At 34.5% G+C, this 18,173-nt stretch carries 18 protein-coding genes; 13 read left to right on the plus strand and 5 right to left on the minus strand.

Annotated features, from left to right (window positions below):
* Nucleotides 1-34 precede the first annotated feature (34 nt).
* From AC1VAQ_RS11575 to AC1VAQ_RS11600, 6 genes are all read left to right on the plus strand, one after another.
* Nucleotides 35-568 (plus strand): GNAT family N-acetyltransferase, encoded by a 534-nt coding sequence (locus AC1VAQ_RS11575; RefSeq protein ID WP_303244164.1) that lies wholly within the window; start codon nucleotides 35-37, stop codon nucleotides 566-568.
* A 216-nt stretch (nucleotides 569-784) separates the two neighbouring features.
* Nucleotides 785-1,267 (plus strand): NUDIX hydrolase, encoded by a 483-nt coding sequence (locus tag AC1VAQ_RS11580; protein ID WP_302598138.1) that lies wholly within the window; start codon nucleotides 785-787, stop codon nucleotides 1,265-1,267.
* Between the two features lie 195 nt (nucleotides 1,268-1,462).
* Nucleotides 1,463-1,867, plus strand: a complete 405-nt coding sequence (locus tag AC1VAQ_RS11585; protein WP_302598139.1) for a hypothetical protein — start codon at nucleotides 1,463-1,465, stop codon at nucleotides 1,865-1,867.
* A 71-nt stretch (nucleotides 1,868-1,938) separates the two neighbouring features.
* Complete coding sequence (locus tag AC1VAQ_RS11590; RefSeq protein WP_479903938.1) at nucleotides 1,939-2,571, plus strand: HAD family hydrolase; 633 nt, start codon at nucleotides 1,939-1,941, stop codon at nucleotides 2,569-2,571.
* A gap of 21 nt (nucleotides 2,572-2,592) precedes the next feature.
* The gene (locus AC1VAQ_RS11595; RefSeq protein ID WP_303244166.1) at nucleotides 2,593-3,426 is read left to right on the plus strand and encodes a carbon-nitrogen hydrolase family protein; all 834 of its coding nucleotides are present in this window, start codon (nucleotides 2,593-2,595) and stop codon (nucleotides 3,424-3,426) included.
* Between the two features lie 270 nt (nucleotides 3,427-3,696).
* Complete coding sequence (locus AC1VAQ_RS11600; RefSeq protein ID WP_303244167.1) at nucleotides 3,697-5,469, plus strand: 1-deoxy-D-xylulose-5-phosphate synthase; 1,773 nt, start codon at nucleotides 3,697-3,699, stop codon at nucleotides 5,467-5,469.
* 159 nt (nucleotides 5,470-5,628) lie between these two features.
* Here the strand turns inward: AC1VAQ_RS11600 and AC1VAQ_RS11605 are convergent, their stop codons facing one another.
* From AC1VAQ_RS11605 to AC1VAQ_RS11620, 4 genes are all read right to left on the minus strand, one after another.
* Nucleotides 5,629-6,045, minus strand: coding sequence for a gamma-glutamylcyclotransferase family protein (locus tag AC1VAQ_RS11605; protein WP_302598142.1), 417 nt, complete (start codon nucleotides 6,043-6,045; stop codon nucleotides 5,629-5,631).
* Between the two features lie 82 nt (nucleotides 6,046-6,127).
* Nucleotides 6,128-6,769: a pyroglutamyl-peptidase I gene (gene pcp, locus AC1VAQ_RS11610; protein ID WP_302598143.1), complete on the minus strand. Its 642-nt coding sequence runs from the start codon at nucleotides 6,767-6,769 to the stop codon at nucleotides 6,128-6,130.
* A gap of 137 nt (nucleotides 6,770-6,906) precedes the next feature.
* Entirely contained in the window at nucleotides 6,907-7,824 is a 918-nt protein-coding gene (locus tag AC1VAQ_RS11615) for a DUF979 domain-containing protein (RefSeq protein WP_302598144.1), read from the minus strand.
* A complete protein-coding gene (locus tag AC1VAQ_RS11620) occupies nucleotides 7,824-8,498 on the minus strand; it encodes a DUF969 domain-containing protein (protein ID WP_479903939.1) in 675 nt (224 codons plus the stop codon). Before AC1VAQ_RS11620 ends, AC1VAQ_RS11615 begins: the two co-directional genes overlap by 1 nt.
* Nucleotides 8,499-9,064: 566 nt before the next feature.
* On the opposite strand from AC1VAQ_RS11620, the gene AC1VAQ_RS11625 reads away from it, so the two are divergent.
* From AC1VAQ_RS11625 to AC1VAQ_RS11650, 6 genes are all read left to right on the plus strand, one after another.
* A complete protein-coding gene (locus AC1VAQ_RS11625; RefSeq protein ID WP_302598146.1) occupies nucleotides 9,065-9,412 on the plus strand; it encodes a P-II family nitrogen regulator in 348 nt (115 codons plus the stop codon).
* 100 nt (nucleotides 9,413-9,512) lie between these two features.
* Nucleotides 9,513-10,571, plus strand: coding sequence for an ABC transporter substrate-binding protein (locus tag AC1VAQ_RS11630; RefSeq protein WP_303244168.1), 1,059 nt, complete (start codon nucleotides 9,513-9,515; stop codon nucleotides 10,569-10,571).
* A 64-nt stretch (nucleotides 10,572-10,635) separates the two neighbouring features.
* Nucleotides 10,636-11,769, plus strand: a complete 1,134-nt coding sequence (locus tag AC1VAQ_RS11635) for an ABC transporter ATP-binding protein (RefSeq protein WP_302600153.1) — start codon at nucleotides 10,636-10,638, stop codon at nucleotides 11,767-11,769.
* A gap of 12 nt (nucleotides 11,770-11,781) precedes the next feature.
* On the plus strand, nucleotides 11,782-12,636 hold the full coding sequence (locus AC1VAQ_RS11640; RefSeq protein WP_302600154.1) for an ABC transporter permease: 855 nt from the start codon (nucleotides 11,782-11,784) through the stop codon (nucleotides 12,634-12,636).
* A 12-nt stretch (nucleotides 12,637-12,648) separates the two neighbouring features.
* The gene (locus AC1VAQ_RS11645; protein WP_302600155.1) at nucleotides 12,649-13,455 is read left to right on the plus strand and encodes an ABC transporter permease; all 807 of its coding nucleotides are present in this window, start codon (nucleotides 12,649-12,651) and stop codon (nucleotides 13,453-13,455) included.
* Between the two features lie 68 nt (nucleotides 13,456-13,523).
* The gene (locus AC1VAQ_RS11650; protein ID WP_302600156.1) at nucleotides 13,524-15,002 is read left to right on the plus strand and encodes an aldehyde dehydrogenase family protein; all 1,479 of its coding nucleotides are present in this window, start codon (nucleotides 13,524-13,526) and stop codon (nucleotides 15,000-15,002) included.
* Nucleotides 15,003-15,137: 135 nt separating this feature from the next.
* Here the strand turns inward: AC1VAQ_RS11650 and AC1VAQ_RS11655 are convergent, their stop codons facing one another.
* A complete protein-coding gene (locus AC1VAQ_RS11655; RefSeq protein WP_302600157.1) occupies nucleotides 15,138-15,893 on the minus strand; it encodes a response regulator transcription factor in 756 nt (251 codons plus the stop codon).
* 444 nt (nucleotides 15,894-16,337) lie between these two features.
* Here AC1VAQ_RS11655 and AC1VAQ_RS11660 point away from each other — a divergent pair, with 444 nt between their 5' ends.
* Nucleotides 16,338-17,693 (plus strand): putrescine aminotransferase, encoded by a 1,356-nt coding sequence (locus AC1VAQ_RS11660; protein ID WP_479903940.1) that lies wholly within the window; start codon nucleotides 16,338-16,340, stop codon nucleotides 17,691-17,693.
* Nucleotides 17,694-18,173 lie beyond the last annotated feature (480 nt).

An 18,173-nucleotide genomic window follows, 5' to 3' on the forward strand; every position in this document is an offset into this window, starting at 1 on the left:
AGAATAAAAAGATAAAAACTTGGGGGCAATAGATATGGAGATAGAAACGAAGCATTTAATGATAAGAAATTTTAAATTAGAAGATGAAGCAGATTTATGCGAATATATGCTGCAAAGAGTGAATGCAAATTTTGAAGCTTATCCTGATTTTACAGCAGAAAAAAGCAGGCAGGAAATAGAGTTTCGCTCTAAAAGTGACGAATTTTTGGCTATTGAGCTAAAGTCCAATCACAAGGTAATAGGCAATATTTATATTGGCAAAAGGGATTTCAATAGTAGAGAATTAGGGTATGTGCTTAACGAAAAGTATCAGAGAAAAGGATATGGCAGTGAAGCCGCTAAAGCAGTTGTAGATTATTATTTTACTCAAGGTGTTCATAGAATCTATGCAGAAACTTGCCCAGATAACATTGCCTCATGGAAGACGATGGAGAAGATTGGGATGGAACGAGAAGCTCATTTAAAGAAGAATGTATCATTTCATAATGATGCACAAGGAAGACCGATTTATTGGGATACATATATTTATGCATGCTTGGAAAAAAATGATAGTATCAATCTAGATTGAATTGAATATGGCGCATATGTAAAGCTTTAAGGTCTTATTAGGGCGTAGTGTGTCCCAAGGTAAATATATAGATTTCACATTTATAAAATTTAGTTATTCATAATCTTTAGCAATGTGAAATCATTGGGAGAAACTAATTTACCTACATATATATTTCAAGTTTTTAGTTGTTTTCGCTATATGAAATTAGAATTATAAATTTAGGGAGATGGGGATGTGTCAGTTGACTGTGGATTTAAGCAAGAAAATAATTGGTTTAGATATCGTGCTGGTGCAATTATAGTTGAGAATGATTGTGTGCTTTTTGCTGGGAATGAGCATGAGGATTATTACTATTCTATTGGCGGTGGCGTACATATGAATGAAAAAGCTGAAGATGCCGTTCGGCGAGAAGTGTTTGAAGAAACAGGCGTTAATTATGAGGTAGAGAGATTGGCTGTCATTCATGAGAACTTCTTTGATGGCGTGGGAGGAACTTTAGATGGATTGCATTGTCATGAAATCGCGTTATATTATCTAATGAAACCTAGAGGGACACAGCAACTGCATAGCAACAGTTATACCTTTGGGGTGAAAGAAGAAATGTATTGGATTCCGATTAAAGATTTGGACAGGTATAAAACATTTCCATCTTTTTTGAAGGAGTATCTGCATAATCCACAGAAGGAAATTGTTCATATTATAACGGATGAAAGGTGATAGTGGATTGGATGACAGCCAATTAGCTCATGCAATAAACTATATTACTTGTAGATTTAGCAATCCAAGGAATTAATACGGTTATTTTAATAATAGTAGCTGTTGTTATTATTAGGTTATGTATGTTAAGTATTAAGGCTTTAAAGATATATATTAATAAAAATAGTTGATTTTAAATAATAAGGAGAAAATTGAATGTTAAGAACAAAGGCAAAAGGTATCTTCAGTATAGTTTTAGGGTGTGCGCAGCTACTTATTTTATTGGGAAGTTTTCTGGCATTTTCATCTACCATAGAAATTCTTCCCTGGTATGAACCGTTAACGATGGGTGCTTTTTTCTTTATTATTGAGTTAATACCCGTTCAGATTGTGTTTACAATTATTTATTTAATAAAGTATAGTACACAACACCCTAGAAGCAGCATTAAGCTTATATCTATTATTAATGAAATGATGCTACTTATAGCATTTATTTCAGCTTTAATAAATGAAGCATGGTTCTATCCGGTTTGTTTAATAATGGCTTTTTTAGAAATATCATTAATTATATTTATGATATGGAGAGTGTATTTCTGTAGAAGAAGTAGTCGAAAGGATTAAATATAATATATTATGGAAAAGGGTTTAAGAAAATACTAAAAATGTATAAAAGGTAAAAGAGGAGTATATGTATGAAAAAAGGTATAATATTTGATTTAGATGGCACACTATGGGATTCATCAAAACAGGTGGTCGAGGCTTGGAATAGAGCACTAGCTAAGCATCCGGAATTAAAGAAGCAGATTTCGCTGAAAGAAATACAAGGCTTTATGGGAAAGACAATGCCTCAGATTGCAGCTTTAATGTTTCCTGATATGGCGGAAGAGAAAAGAGCTGCTATTTTAGATGAATGCTGTGATGAGGAGCAAGTATACTTATTAAAACATGGGGGGATTTTATACCCTTATTTGGAAGAAGTTTTAGGCAGATTAAAAGACAAGTATGGATTATATATAGTAAGCAATTCGCAAGATAGCTATGTACAAGCATTTTTAGAATATCATCATATGTCTAGTTATTTTGAGGACTATGAAATGGCAGGCAGAACGGGTAAATGCAAAGGTGAGAATATCAAACTCGTTATGGAAAGAAATAATTTAGAACAAGCAGTATATATGGGAGATACACAAGGGGACTTAGATGCGGCTGATTTAGCAGGAATTCCATTTATTTTAGCTGATTATGGATTTGGAAGTGTGGATAGAAAGACATATACTGTAGAGAAGTTTTCTGACTTAGAAGAGCTAATAGGGCACATTTTATAGAGCAAGAAAGGAGGTACAAAGGTGAACTTTAAGATTGCAGTTTTACAAAGTCATTCAACACCATATGATTTTGAAAGAAATGTTATGGCAATCGTTTCATATATTCAGCAGTCAGCACAGCAGCATGCAGATATTTTATTGCTTCCAGAGTGTTTCATTACAGGTTATGAATTGCCGATTAGTAATGAAGAAGCATTAAGTGATGAAAGCCCTTATTTACAAACTATATGTGATGCTGTAAAAAGTTATGGTGTAGGGGTAGTAGCTACAGCATTGACTAAAGGTAAAGATAAGCCGCGCAATACAGCTTTTGTGATTGATAAGGATGGAAAGATTATCATGAAATATTCTAAAGTGCATACTTGTGATTTTGCAGATGAAGCTTGCCTAGAGAGTGGAAACGAATTTAAAGTATGTGATTTCCATGGCATAAAGTTGGGCATTATGATTTGTTATGATAGAGAATATCCTGAGAGTGCAAGGATTCTTATGATGAAGGGTGCAGAAATTATATTAGTGCCTAATGACTGTGAATCAATGGCGCCGAGAATACAGGCACTTTCAACGCGTGCATATGAAAATATGGTAGGCGTTGTAATGGCGAATCCAAATGGGATTAATGCAGGTTGTTCTTGTGCCTTTTCTCCAATTTGTTGGGATGAACAGGGAAAATGTGTGGATAACACGCTTTTATTAGCGGATGAATTGACAGAAGGATTATTCTTTGCGGAATTTGATATGCAAGCCTTACGTTATTATAGAGCACATGAGATGATGGGAAATACTTTTCGTAAGGTTAAAGCCTATGGAGAATTATTAAATGAGGAAGTAAAAGAGCCATTTATTAGATCTTAAGCTTATAAAAGTTAAAAACCCCTTGACTTAGAGTTAACTCCAAGAATTATACTTTAAACATAATAACAAAGCAGGGAAATTTATTTATAGAGTTATTATAGATTTCACATTTATAAAATTTAGTTATTCATAGTTTTGAGTCATGTGAAATCATTAAGAGAAACCTATTTACCTAAATGTGTATTTTAAGCTTTTAGTGGGTTTCTCTATATTGTTAGCCAATAGGAAAGTTTAACTTTCTTTAGTATGATTCATAAAAGGAGAAGAGCAATGTCATATTCAATACTTAATAAAGTCAATGTACCACAAGATTTAAAAACGTTATCAAGAGATGAAATCAGAGTATTAGCAGATGAAGTAAGGGAAGTACTCATTAAAAAGGTGAGTGCCACAGGGGGGCATTTTGGACCAAACTTAGGAATGGTAGAGGCTACTATTGCACTTCATTATGTATTTAATTCTCCAGTAGATAAATTTGTCTATGATGTTTCACATCAATCTTATGCACACAAAATATTGACAGGAAGAAAAGAAGCTTTTATCAATCCTGAAAAATTTGGAACGGTATCAGGTTATACAACACCAGAAGAAAGTGAACATGATTTCTTTAAAATAGGTCATACATCTACATCAATCAGTTTAGCTTGTGGGCTTGCTAAAGGAAGAGATGTTCAAGGTGCGCATGAAAATATAGTAGCGATTATTGGTGATGGTTCTTTAAGTGGTGGGGAAGCTTATGAAGGCTTAAATAATGCAGCAGCATTAAAAAGCAATATCATTATATTAGTGAATGACAATGATATGTCTATTGCAGAAAATCATGGTGGCTTATACCAAAACTTAGCTAAGCTTCGTGAAACAGAAGGAAAAGCAGAAGATAACTTCTTTAAAGCCTTAGGTTTTGAATACCATTTTGTAAAAGATGGTCATAATGTAGATGCGTTAATAGAAACCTTTGAAAAAGTTAAAGATACAGATCATCCAGTAGTTGTGCATATGCATACAATCAAGGGAAAAGGATATGAGGATGCTGAAGTAAATAAAGAAGACTTCCACTGGGTAATGCCATTTGATTTAGAGACTAAAAAGCCTTTATTTGAATCCCCAGCAGGAGAAGATTATCTTGGGATAACAGAAGATTTCCTATTAGAAAAGGCTAAAAAAGATCCAAGCGTAGTAGCAATCAATGCAGCTACACCAAGCATAACAGGGGTTAATAAAGTAAGACATGAACTTGAAAAACAATATGTAGATGTAGGAATTGCAGAAGAACATGCTATCGCACTTGCTTCAGGAATTGCAAAAAGAGGTGGCAAACCAGTTGTATCTTTCTTAAGTACATTTATCCAAAGAACTTATGACCAGATTTCACAAGACCTTGCTATTAACAATAATCCAGCATTAATCCTTGTAAATTGGGGCGGTATTAGTAGTCAAGATGTAACACATTTAGGTTTATTTGATATTCCATTAATCTCTAATATTCCAAACATGGTTTATTTAGCACCAACGACTAAAGAAGAATACCTTGCCATGATGGAATGGGGGATTGAACAAATGGCACATCCTGTAGCAATTCGTGTACCGAATATGGAAGTTATAGCAACAGGTGTTAATGTTCTAGCTGATTTTAGCGATTTAAATAAATATGAAAAAGTAGAAGAAGGTAGTGAAGTTGCCATTATTGGTCTTGGTACTTTCTATCATTTAGGAAAGAAAGTAAAGGAAAAGTTAAAAGAAGTAGGTATCAATGCCACACTCATCAACCCAAGATTTATCACAGGTCTAGATGAAGATTTATTAACAAGCTTACAAGAAAATCATAAACTTGTTATCACATTAGAAGACGGTATCCTTGATGGCGGATTTGGTGAAAAGATTTCAAGATTCTATGGTAGTACAGATATGAGAGTCTTAAACTTCGGTGCAACTAAAGAATTTACAGACAGCGTATCAGTAGCCGAGTTATATGCGAGATATCATTTAACGGAAGAACTCATTATTGAGGATATACAAAAAGTACTTTCAGATATTAGAGGGTAATAAAGAAATATTTTTAGAGAACAGAAAGGGTTGCCATGAAATTAAGAATTTCATAGCAACCCTTTTTATAATACAGATATAAAAGTTTAAGGCAAAGAAGTTGTAACTTCTGAAGCTCTGCTTAGAGAATATATTTTTTGATTGAAATCATCCACAGTATTAGCGCTGTTTGGATGACTTCATCATAAATTTTTTCCAGTCTCCATGAGGAATATAACGCCCCTTACTGCGTACATAATCCTCATTAAGATATAAATATACCCAACACATTTCAACACTGCCATCTTTTAAGATGATAGGTCTTTTTTCTCGGGTATAGAGGTCAATACTAGGATTACCGGTATATCCTTCTAATAAATCAATGCTTTTCAGATGCTTAGTATGAGATAAGGTACAAATTTCACCATAAACAGTATCGGCGCCAGTGACGATAGCAGGATAACCAGCAGGTAAGTGGTATAAAGCGTAACCTTCTAGTTTGCCTTCTATAATAGGACCACGCATACGATGTTTAAAGACTTTGTCATGATTCCAGAAGTCTTGACGTAGAGAACCATATACAAATATTTTTTCCATGATAAATCTTCTTTCTGAGTTAAAGTTGAGTAATCAAGCTAAATGCCAAGTGCATTTAGTTTAACTTCGCAGTCAGAGTGAATTAGCAGATAGCACCTGCTGCAATGTGAATGTCTTCTTTGTGTGTGGCAGCAGCTTCGATACAAAGAGCAAGTCCTCTTGTAATATCTGCAGCTGACATTGAAGGTTGATTTGGTTTAGATGTTACTTGTGCTGGTACATAAGGTACGTGAATGAATCCGCCACGCATTTCAGGGAATTCAGTATGAATCATATGAAGGACACCATACATTACGTGGTTGCATACGAAAGTACCTGCTGTATTTGAAACAGATGCTGGAATACCAGCTTTAACCATTGCTTGTGTCATGGCTTTAATAGGTAAGTTGCTAAAGTAAGCAGCAGGCCCATCAGTAGCTACAGCTACATCCACTGGTTCGTTGCCTTCGTTATCTTTAATGCGTGCATCATCTACATTGATAGCCACGCGTTCAGGTGTAATGCCGAAACGTCCGCCAGCTTGTCCAACACTGATGATAACATCTGGTTTATGAATTGCTACAGCCTCACGGATTTTAGCAAGGCTTTTGCCAAATACAGTTGGGATTTCTAATTTGATAACTTCTGTCTCACCGATATAATTTGGAAGTGCCATAACAGCTTCTAAAGCTGGATTAATACTTTCACCACCAAATGGGTCAAAACCTGTAATTAAAACTTTCATTTAAATAGTCTCCTTTATATTCATAGAATATGTTAATTTCGTTCATTTATGTTGTCTAAATGAATTTAAGCAAAAGGGCTGTTAACAATTAAGTATAACAGCCTCATTTTGTAGTGATTTAAATGTGCAGATAAAAATTAAAATCCTAAAATATACATAAGGATAATGTGAACGATTAATAATGGAATCGCTACATATGCTTGATGTTTGATAACTGCATTTTTATTTTTAATATTAAGTAATGCTACTGGGAGCATATTGAAGTTAGCTGCCATAGGTGTAAGAAGTGTTCCGCAATAACCAGCTGTAAGTGCTAGTGCTGAACAAACAACGATATCTCCACCTTGCATAAATACGAATGGTACCCCAATCCCTACAGTAATAACAGAGAAAGCAGCAAAGGCATTACCCATAATCATAGTGAAGAGTGCCATACCTACACAGTAAGCAATTACACCGATTAAGATGTTTCCTTCTGGAATGAAGGCAGAAATATTATTTGCAATGACATCACCTACGCCAGCAGCTGTGAAGAGTGAACCAAGCGCAGCTAAAAGCTGAGGTAAGATAGCGGTTACACCTACAGCCTGAAGCATACGGTTACTATCATTAGCTACAGTTTTACCATCAGCTTTTGTGATAAGCAGTGTAAGAATGATTGTAATGAAAGCAGCAATACCGATTGCTACTGTTCCGCTATAGCTTGTGAATTTAGCAATACAAATAACTAAAATAGCAATAGTAATAGAAGGGATAAATACCTTGTTTCCTAATGATTTAGCTTTTTCTAATGAAAAACTAGCTTCTGGGCTATTTACTTTACCCATTTTAACTTGTTTAGTAGCTGTTAAAACACCGATTACGACAAGTAAAACACCTACAATTGTACCAGGTAATAAACTACCAAATGTGAAGATAGTTCCTAGAATTCCCCAGAAAAGTGTTGTCCCAATACGTGCTGGGCTGTTTGCATCTTTGATAATGTTGAAGGCTACTAAATACATTAATAAACCAACGCACACATAGAAGATTTCAAGTAAAGCTTGATTACTCATTATTTAGTACCTCCTTTCTGAGCATAACGCTTAGCAATTTTTTTGTCGATTTGTCTATTTTGAATATATCCGAAAATAAGTGCTACGATAGCAATAGGAATAGAAGTCTTAACGACACCTAATGCATCTACACTATAACCAAGTTCTTCTAAAGTTCCTACGATGAGAAGTACCCCCGAGTTGGCTACGAAAATATTTTGAGCAAAGAAGTTACCAAAGTTATCTGCCGCAGCAGCCATAGCTTTAATTTCTTCTTCTGTTTCTTCATCTACTTCACCATATTGACTGACAGCCGCCCCTTGTGCCATTGGCTCAATAAGTGGTCTTACGAATTCGGCCTGTCCAAGTTTCACCCCAGCTGCAATAGCAATCTCACGAATGAATAAGTATAATGTTGCGATACGTCCAGCAGACATACCTTTGATTTTTTGAATTAAATATGTTGCACGTTCTTTAAGACCATATCTTTCACAAAGACCGATAATCGGCAAGATGAGTAGGAATAATGCCATTGAACGCTGAGTGGTAAATGTACTACCAAGTGTGTCTAAAATATCTACGATACTCATGCCGCCAAGTAAACCAGTGATAACGCCCGCTGAAAGGACAACTGCGATAGTATCTAATTTTAAGATAAACCCAACGACGATGACTAAAATACCAATGAGTTGCATGGAATACCTCCTTTTTTATGTTAAGTAATTACATTATACATAAAAAAAGGAAAAAAATCTATAAAAATGCATAAAATGTTTTAAATTACCATAACCAGACGTCGAAATAAGTTATATATAATAGAAATTAGAATGCTGTTTAATAAAATAAAAGTTGCATAAAGAAAAAATGAAATGACGAGTTTTAGTATTTAAAGACATATATATCAAGAAAAATTACGAAAACATTGAAATTAGAAGGAGCAGAAATTGCAAGTCATAAGGGAGAAAATTACAGTTATTTAGAATTTTATTATTTCAGGTCTAAAGTATATAAGTGAAAAATATGTATAGTTATGCAAAAAGCTACTTCAAAAGGAGTAGGAGCTACTTAAAATAGTATTATATTGACTACTTGAAAAAGCATAAACTAGGATATAAAATATGATTAATCATTAAAAGTGCAAAGGGGCACATTGCTAAGGCAATGTGCCCCTTTTTGTTATTTTTACAAAGTTATTTTTACAAAGTTAATGTTACGAATTGAAAGTGAATCAGTGATTAATCAATAAAGGGGAGTTGAAACTATGAAAGAACTTATTATCATTATAAGACCAGAAAAATTAGAACTTGTGAAAGAAGTCTTAGACACCATGCATGGTAAAGGAATGACGATTTCTAGCGTTATGGGATGTGGTAATCAAAGAGGCGCTACTGAAATCGTAAATGAAATCAAAGGTTTTAAAACAAGCATCAATCTTATTCCTAAAATTAAGGTAGAAGCAGTTGTAGATGACAAAGATGTAGATAGCATTATGTTGGCAATTAAAGACAAAGTAAGTACTGGCAATGTTGGTGATGGTAAAATCTTTGTTCGTAGCATCGATGATGCCATGAGGCTTCGTACTGGTGAGAGAGGTAAGAAGGCTTTATAGAAAAGTTACAAATTATGCAAAGGGGCATAGATCAGATCGTCTATGTCTCTTTTTACCTAGATAGAAGAATTATGTTAAGTGCAAAGAGGAGGGAAACATTATGTTAAATAGAACAAAATTAAGAAAAGTAATAGGAAGTATGCTTTTAGTAAGTATATCTTCTTTGGGATTATATGGTTGTGGAAACAGTACACCCAAGCGTGAAATCAACCTTATCTGCTGGTCGGAGTATTTGCCACAAGAAGTATTAAACGGTTTTGAAAAAGAAACAGGTATTAAAGTCAATGTAACGACCTACTCAGCATCAGATGAGATGTTAGCTAAAGTACAATCCAGTGCGAAGGGTACTTATGACATGATTATTGGAACAAGTGTTAATACGGCCATTTTATCTTCACAAGGCTTATTAGCAGAGCTGGATTATTCAAAGATTCCTAACTACAGTAATATCAATCCTATTTTTACAAGCACACTAAATGACCCAGATAACAAATATTCTATTCCTTATTTATATACTACAGTCGTTATAGCTGTTAATAAAGATCTTGTTCAAGATGATATTAAGAGTTATGAGGATTTATTGGATTCTAAATATGAGGATTCCATGGTTGTTATTGAAGATTCAAGAACAGTGGTTTCTATAGCACTTTTAGCGAAAGGTTATTACCCTAATGATACGAGTGATGAAGCATTAGCTGCGGCAGAAGAATACTTAAATGCACTAAAGCCTAATATTCATGCTTTCAATGGGGATAGCCCTAAGACATTAATGTTAAATGAAGAATGTGCAATTGGTTTGATTTATGGTGGTGAATGTGCCCTAGCAATGGATGAAAATCCATCTATTGTAGGAATTTACCCAGAGGAAGGTACCTATTTTGAAACAGATATGATGATGAAAACAAAGGACGCAAAAAATCCAGATGATGTAGAAACCTTCATTAATTACCTTTGTGATGCTGAGGTAGGTGCAGAAATTGCAAAGGCCTTCCCATATGTAACGCCAAATGAAGGGGCGAAAGCCTATCTTGATGAAGCTTACCTTAGCAATAATGTGAAAAATATGCCTGAAGAAGAAATTGTAAAAGGCAAAGCAACTACAGATTTAGGTGATGACCTAAGCAAAATTGTAGACTTATGGACTAAGTTCAAAGGGTAGAAAGAAATAAGGTAGTTATAAGAAGGTATAGTTCTAGAAGTGAGAACTTAAGGAGGAATGATATATGGGTGAGACCATTGTAAAAATAGAAAATGTAAATAAAACCTATGGGGATAATGAAGTTGTTAAATGTTTAAATTTAGATATTCAAAAAGGAGAGTTTCTTACTTTACTAGGCCCTTCAGGATGTGGGAAGACGACAACGCTCAGAATGATAGCAGGTTTTGAAATTCCTACATCAGGTAATATTTTTGTGGAAGGTGTAGAGGTACAAAATGCAGAACCTTATGATAGGGAAGTAAATACAGTTTTTCAAAGCTATGCTTTGTTTCCACATATGACGATTTTCGAGAATATCGCCTATGGTCTAAAAATCAAAAAGGTACCAAAGGCAGAAATTAAAGAACGTGTTCTTCATATGTTAGACCTTGTACAGCTTACAGGATATGAAAATAGAAAGCCGGACCAGTTATCTGGTGGACAAAAACAAAGGGTAGCTATTGCTAGAGCTTTAATTAATAGGCCTAAAGTGCTATTGCTAGATGAACCGTTAGGAGCATTAGACCTTAAGCTGAGAAAGCAAATGCAATTTGAGTTAAAGCGTTTACAAAAGAAATTAGGAATTACCTTTGTTTATGTTACACATGACCAAGAAGAGGCTCTGACCATGAGCGATCGCATTGCGATTATGTCAAAAGGTGATTTAGAGCAAATTGGGACGCCTAAGGAAATTTATGAGCAACCTGCTTCTAAGTTTGTAGCAGATTTCATTGGAGAATCTAATATTTTCTATGGCATGATTGGTAGCAGTAAACCTGAGGTGGCAACTGTCGTATTAGAAAATGGAAATGCCATTGTAAGCGGTGGGGACTTTAAAAAAGATGAGATTATATTTGTATCAGTAAGACCAGAAAATCTCAAGATTTCACGTACACCAGTAGATGGTTTTACGTTAGTGGGAGAGGTCAAAGAGCATATTTATATTGGAAATGTTAATAAAACAATTATTACGTTGCAGGAAGGCTTTGAGTTAAAGATGAATACAAGACCTAAGGAATTTGTGCCAGAAGTAGGCAGTCAAGTATTTTTATATTGGGATTTAGAAGATGCAGTTGTTATTAAGTCTAAGAGTCAAACAATCTTTAATGCCATTGAACACCCTGACTTTTCTAACAATGTTATTATTCCAAATATGTAAGGAGGGATTTCTATGAAGAAGAAAAAAAGCTTAGAAAAGCTGATTATGACATTACCTGTTTCATTATGGATGATTCTTTTAGTAGCCATTCCTTTTATATATGTTTTTGGAATTAGTTTTTTAGAAAAGGGGACTTATGGCGGTGTCACATTAAGTTTCACTTTAGAGAATTATAAAGGGGTATTTAATCCATTATACATGAAGGTATTTGGGGAATCGTTCATTATAGCAGCAGTGGTCACAGTGATTTGCGTCCTTATTGCCTATCCCTTTACGTATTTCATAGCTCAAAAAACAACAATTAAGAAGACGGTATTTATGGCAATGGTGACAGTACCTTTCCTAGTTCCTTCTTTGATTCGCTTATTTAGCTGGACTAACTTATTAAGGAAGAATGGAATTATCAATAGTTTCCTAATAAATTTAGGCATTATTAAAGAACCGCTTCAATTAGTTTATAACGAAGTCGGTGCAATCATTGGTCTTATTTATATTTTGTTGCCTTTTATGATTTTACCTTTATATAGCTCTATTGATAAGCTCAACAGATCTTATTTGGAAGCAAGTAGTGATTTAGGTGCAAAACCAGTTACGACTTTTATGAAGGTGACATTACCACTAACGATGCCAGGAATTTTTGCAGGGTCTATTTTAGTATTTATTCCCGCATTAGGTTTATATTATGTCACTGATTTATTAGGGGGTAGTAAAACACAACTCGTAGGAAACATTATTAAAAATGAATTTATTACAGCTAGAAACTGGCCAATGGGTGCAGCACTTGCCATATTCTTAGTTTTAATTACATTGGTTATGGTATGGCTTTATCAAAAATCCGGTGGCGATATGGATGAACTGGGTGTATAAGGAGGGGTGAAGATGAAAAGACAAACTAAGAAAAAAATAGGAAATGGCTTAAAAAATTTTTATATCGGTCTAGTATTTGCATTTTTATATATTCCTATATTAATGGTAATCATCTTTTCTTTTAACACCTCAAAGATGAATATCGTTTGGGAAGGATTTACTTTAAGTTGGTATGGTACTTTCTTTCAGAATACACCCCTTATGGAATCTTTGTGGAATACATTGATTATTGCAGTTTCTAGTACTATTGTTTCTACAGTAATAGGTACATTGGGTGCAATTGGGCTTTATAAATATGATTTCAAGGGAAAGGCAATCATTGATAAGTTGCTTTATATTCCGATTGTTATTCCAGAGATTATCTTAGGTGTTTCATTGCTTTCTGTTTTTTCTATATTAAATGTGCCATTAGGCTTATTGAGTATTACATTAGCACATATTACATTTAGTATTCCGTTTGTAGTTATAACGGTTAGAGCAAGACTTGCAGGGCTTGATCATTCTTTAGAAGAAGCCGCTATGGACTTAGGTGCTAGCAGACTAAAGACATTTTTTACAATTACTTTGCCAATCTTAATGCCTGGAGTAGTTTCAGGTGCGACATTAGCTTTTGCCTTATCAATTGATGATGTAGTTATTAGTTTCTTTACCTGTGGCCCAGATAGCACAACTTTTCCGATTAAGATTATGTCTATGGTTAAGACAGGGGTAACACCAGAAGTTAATGCGCTTTCTACGATTATTATGTTTGTAACCATTGTTGTAATTTGCATTAATACAAGTAGGCAAGTTAAAAGACTTAAGGCATTAGAAGTTTAGACGGTAGCATGAAATAAGATAGGAAAAGTAAGGCAGGAAATTAAAAATGTGGATTGGAGGATGAAAAAATGGAGATTAAGAAAAATTATATCAATGGTGAATGGGTAGAGGGGACATCAGGCAAAGTAATTAATGTAATTAATCCAGCAACAGGGGAGATTATTGCCTACGTTTCGGAAAGTAGTGTGGCGGATACAAAAGCAGCGATTGCAGCTGCTAAAGAATCTTTTTATGTGACACGTAAGTGGCGAGATATGGACTCACAAGCTAGAGGAGATGTGTTATTAGCAATTGCAGATACGATTGAGAAATATAAAGATGAACTCGCCAGACTAGATTGTATAGATAATGGCAAACCGCTTCGTGAAGCGGAAGGTGATATAGACGATGGAATTCATACTTTCCGTTATTATGCAGGACTTATTAAAGCGCCTTATGGCGGCGTGTATGATGTAAATGGCAACTTTGGGAGCATGCATTCATACACGGTACATGAACCAGTAGGCGTATGTGCACAGATTACACCCTGGAACTATCCATTTTTAATGTCTGTTTGGAAACTGGCACCAGCTCTGGCAGCAGGTAATAGTATTGTCTTTAAACCAAGTCCCAAAGCCCCCCTTTCTACTATTAAATTATTTGAGATTTTTGAAGAGGTAGGACTTCCAAAGGGCTGCGTTAATCTTGTACAAGGCGATGCAGAAGTGGGAAGTGAAATGGGATGCAATAAAGATGTAGATATGATTACTTTCACTGGTAGCACAAAAGTAGGCCAAAGCCTTATGAAAGCAGCTGCTACAAATGTTAAAAAAATAGGTTTGGAATTAGGGGGTAAATCACCTAATGTCATTTTTGCAGATGCAGATTTAGAAGGAGCAGTAGAATGGGCAATGATTGGGATATTCTTTAACCAAGGTGAAGTATGTTCAGCTGGTTCTCGCATTATTATAGAAGCTTCTATTAAAGAAGCATTTGTAAATCGCCTTGTAGAACGTGCGAACGCAATGACTATTGGCAATCCTCTTGAAAATCCTGACTTAGGTCCAGTGATCACAGAAGATCACATGAATAGAGTACTTGCCTATATTCAAAGCGGCCTAGACGAAGGCGCAACCTTAAGGTGTGGTGGTGAGCGTTATATAGAAGGAGAATGCAAAAATGGTTACTTTATCAAACCGACAGTCTTTGATAACTGCACACCAGATATGAAAATTGTTCGCGAAGAAATATTTGGCCCTGTTGTAACTATTCAAACCTTTGAGACAGAAGAACAAGCTATTGCTATGGCAAATGATACGGATTATGGTTTGGCAGGTGCGGTTTTCACTTCAGATGTCACTAGAGCTATGCGCGTCATCAAAGAAATCCGTGCCGGTATTACCTGGATTAACTGTTACAATCCAACATTCAATGAAGCCCCTTGGGGTGGCTATAAAATGAGTGGCATAGGCCGTGAATTAGGAATACATGGTTTAGAAGAATATCAAGAAGTTAAACAAATCAATATAAATCTCACACCGGGCACTGTAGGTTGGTATGAACACTAAAAGCAAGTAAGTAAGTTAAATAAGTAAACAAATAAGTAAACAAATAAGTAAACAAGTAAGTAAACAAATAAGCAAGTTAAATAAGTTAAAAAATAAAGGTGATGCCCTGAAATAAATTTCGTGGCATTACCTTTTTTAGTTTTTACGAAATTTTAATAAGTCCCAACGAGAGGAGACACCTAATTTATTGTATAAATTTTGAATGTGTTTCTTTAAAGTGAAATGACTAATACATAACTGCGCCGCAATTTGAGTATTATCAAGTTCATTGAAAACAAGCTCAAGTACTTCACTTTCTCTAGGTGTTAAATGATACTGCTGAATAAGGTCTAATATATTTTGAGAGGTGGTATTTTCGCTTTTTGTATCTTTAAAGAGTTCATTATAAAAGCGTAGGCTAAGATGCGGTTCAAAGGCATTAAGGAGAAACATTTCATCATCCGAAAAATCCCCTTGTTCTTTCGTACGATAAAGGCTAATAACACCTAAAAAAGTATCTTTATAAACGAGATGAAGCTGAAGAGAGTAATGAAGGCCAAAAGGGGCATAGCATTTTTTATAAATATTTGTTTCTACGCGGATTGACTCAGGGATTAAGTCACTTTCTCTTACAATCATACTTTGTTTTGAAAGCATCATCCAGCGGGTACTATCATCTTCCTCCAAACCAAGATAAAGTTTCTCTACATCTGTGAAAGATGTAGGGACACAAAGGGGATCACAAAGTAGGTTATTTGATTCTTCAAGGTTAGCCATAAGGATACTGGCATATGTATTAGGAATAAGATGTGAGAGTAATGAAAGAAAGTTAGTTTTCATAACATAAAAGTCATTTTGGCTGTGTATTTGATAAATTATATTATTAATAAGAAGAAATTCATTTTTTTGCATGACAGTGCTCCTTCTATTTAAAGTTAGTATATATAGATTAAAGCTAGTATATATAGATTAAAGCTAGTATATATAGATTAAAATTAGTATATATAGATTTCACATTTATAAAATTGAGTTAATCATTATGTTATAGCTGTGTGAAAGACCTACTTATGAGATATATCATTTAGAGTTATGACTGGTTTCTCTATAAGTCTTGAGTAGTTTTGGGTATATTCTATTTAATTAGAATTTTAACATATTTTCATGGCACATTCTACTTTAAAAGGAGTAGAAATACTCCTAAAGAGGTGAAAGAACACTCTGCTTAGGTAATTGTAAGCGGCATTTAAAACTTCTATAATAAAGATAACAAATTAAACAAATAAATGATTAAGTATACAAAGGCGTATCTCATTAAAAAGAGATGCGCCTTTTTGTATTTTAGAAAGGATGAGTTATATGTCAAATAAGGAAAACGTTATATCAGAGTTAGAGAAAGTAATCGGTTATATTAAAAGTGATACATTATCAGATACAGATAAAGAAATAATCACACAACAAACAGTAGAATATTTTGATGAATATGTAAGTCCAGGTTGGCTTAAATATAGAAAATCAGTTTCTACTAATGCAGCCGTTGTAGAATGGACGGATGAGGGAAGCTATTGTGAAGGGTTATATGGAGAGAAATTCATTGACTGTTTAGGTGGATTCGGTATTTATACTTGTGGCCATAGAAATGAAGAAATATTAGATACTGTTAAAGCACAGCTAGACCATCAGGCTCTTCATTCACAGGAATTATTAGATCCACTCCGTGGCTACTTAGCAAAAGCAGTGGCAGATATTACGCCAGGTGATTTAAGACACTGTTTCTTTACAAATGGTGGTGCAGAAGCAGTAGAAATGGCATTAAAACTTGCTAGAATTGCAACAGGTGGAAGATGGTATATCTCAACAGTAGGTGCATTTCATGGCAAATCAATGGGTGCAATCTCTATGGGAGGAAAAAGCACATATCGTACACCTTATACACCAATGGTTCAACAAGTTCAACATGTAGAATATGGCAATGCAGAAGATATGAGGAAGGCAATTCGTAATTTGATAGCAGTTGGCGAAAAGGTAGCGGCTGTAATCTTAGAGCCTATTCAAGGTGAAGCTGGAGTTATCGTACCACCAGAAGGGTATTTAAAAGAAGTACGTGCAATTTGCGATGAATATGGTGTAGCCCTTATCTTTGATGAAATTCAATGTGGCATGGGTCGCACAGGGACAATGTGGCGATGTGAAGCAGAAGGTGTCACACCAGACATTATGACTTTTGGAAAAGCGTTTGGAGGTGGTATTATGCCGATTACAGGAATTATCTGTACACCACCAATGTGGACACAGGAACTTATTGATAATCCATGGCTATTAGGTTCTCCTACCTTTGGTGGTAACCCGGTTTGTTGTTCAGCAGCTATTGCAACCATTAAATATATGCTTGAAAATGATATCCCAGGACAATGCAAAGAAAAAGGGGATTACTTAAAAGCAGGCTTACAAAAACTTGCTGAAAAATATCCAACACTTATTGAGGATGTAAGAGGTGTAGGATTAATGTTAGCAGTAGAATTTGTTAAATGTGAAGTAGGTTACTCAGTGGCTAAAGGTCTTTTTGCAAGAAGAGTCATGACAGCAGGAACATTAGTTAACGCAAAATGTATTCGCTTTGAGCCTGCAGCAGTTATTACAAAAGAAGATATCGATCAAGTAATTAGCCGTATGGACGAGGCGCTGAGTGATACAAAAAAGGAATTTGATTTATAAAAGAAGTGTAAAAGTCTACTTAAGTAATAGAAACTTAAGTGATAGAAAAAGAAAAGTTAATAAGTTACTTTGAAAATACAAAGGGAGTGTTACAAAACTATTTGACTAGTTTTGTAACACTCTCTTAAAAGTTGATTTCATAAATTAAAGTAAATAGATAATGCCGTTTAATATTTACGATTTTTAAGGCTTATAGAGAAACAAACTAAAACCTTGAAATATACATGTAGGTAAATAGGTTTCTCTTAAAGAAGAAATACAGTGAATGAAATAGAAGAAAGTGAGCATGATATCAATATAAAATATATAAGATATAGAGACGCTAGCTAAAAACTTAAAATATACATGTAAGTAAATTAGTTTCTCCCCATGATTTCACATTCTAAAAACTATGAATAACTAAGTTTTATAAATGTAAAATCTATATATAGAGAAACCAACTAAAACCTTGAAATATACATGTACGTAAATAGGTTTCTC

This window comes from Cellulosilyticum sp. (assembly GCF_982396655.1).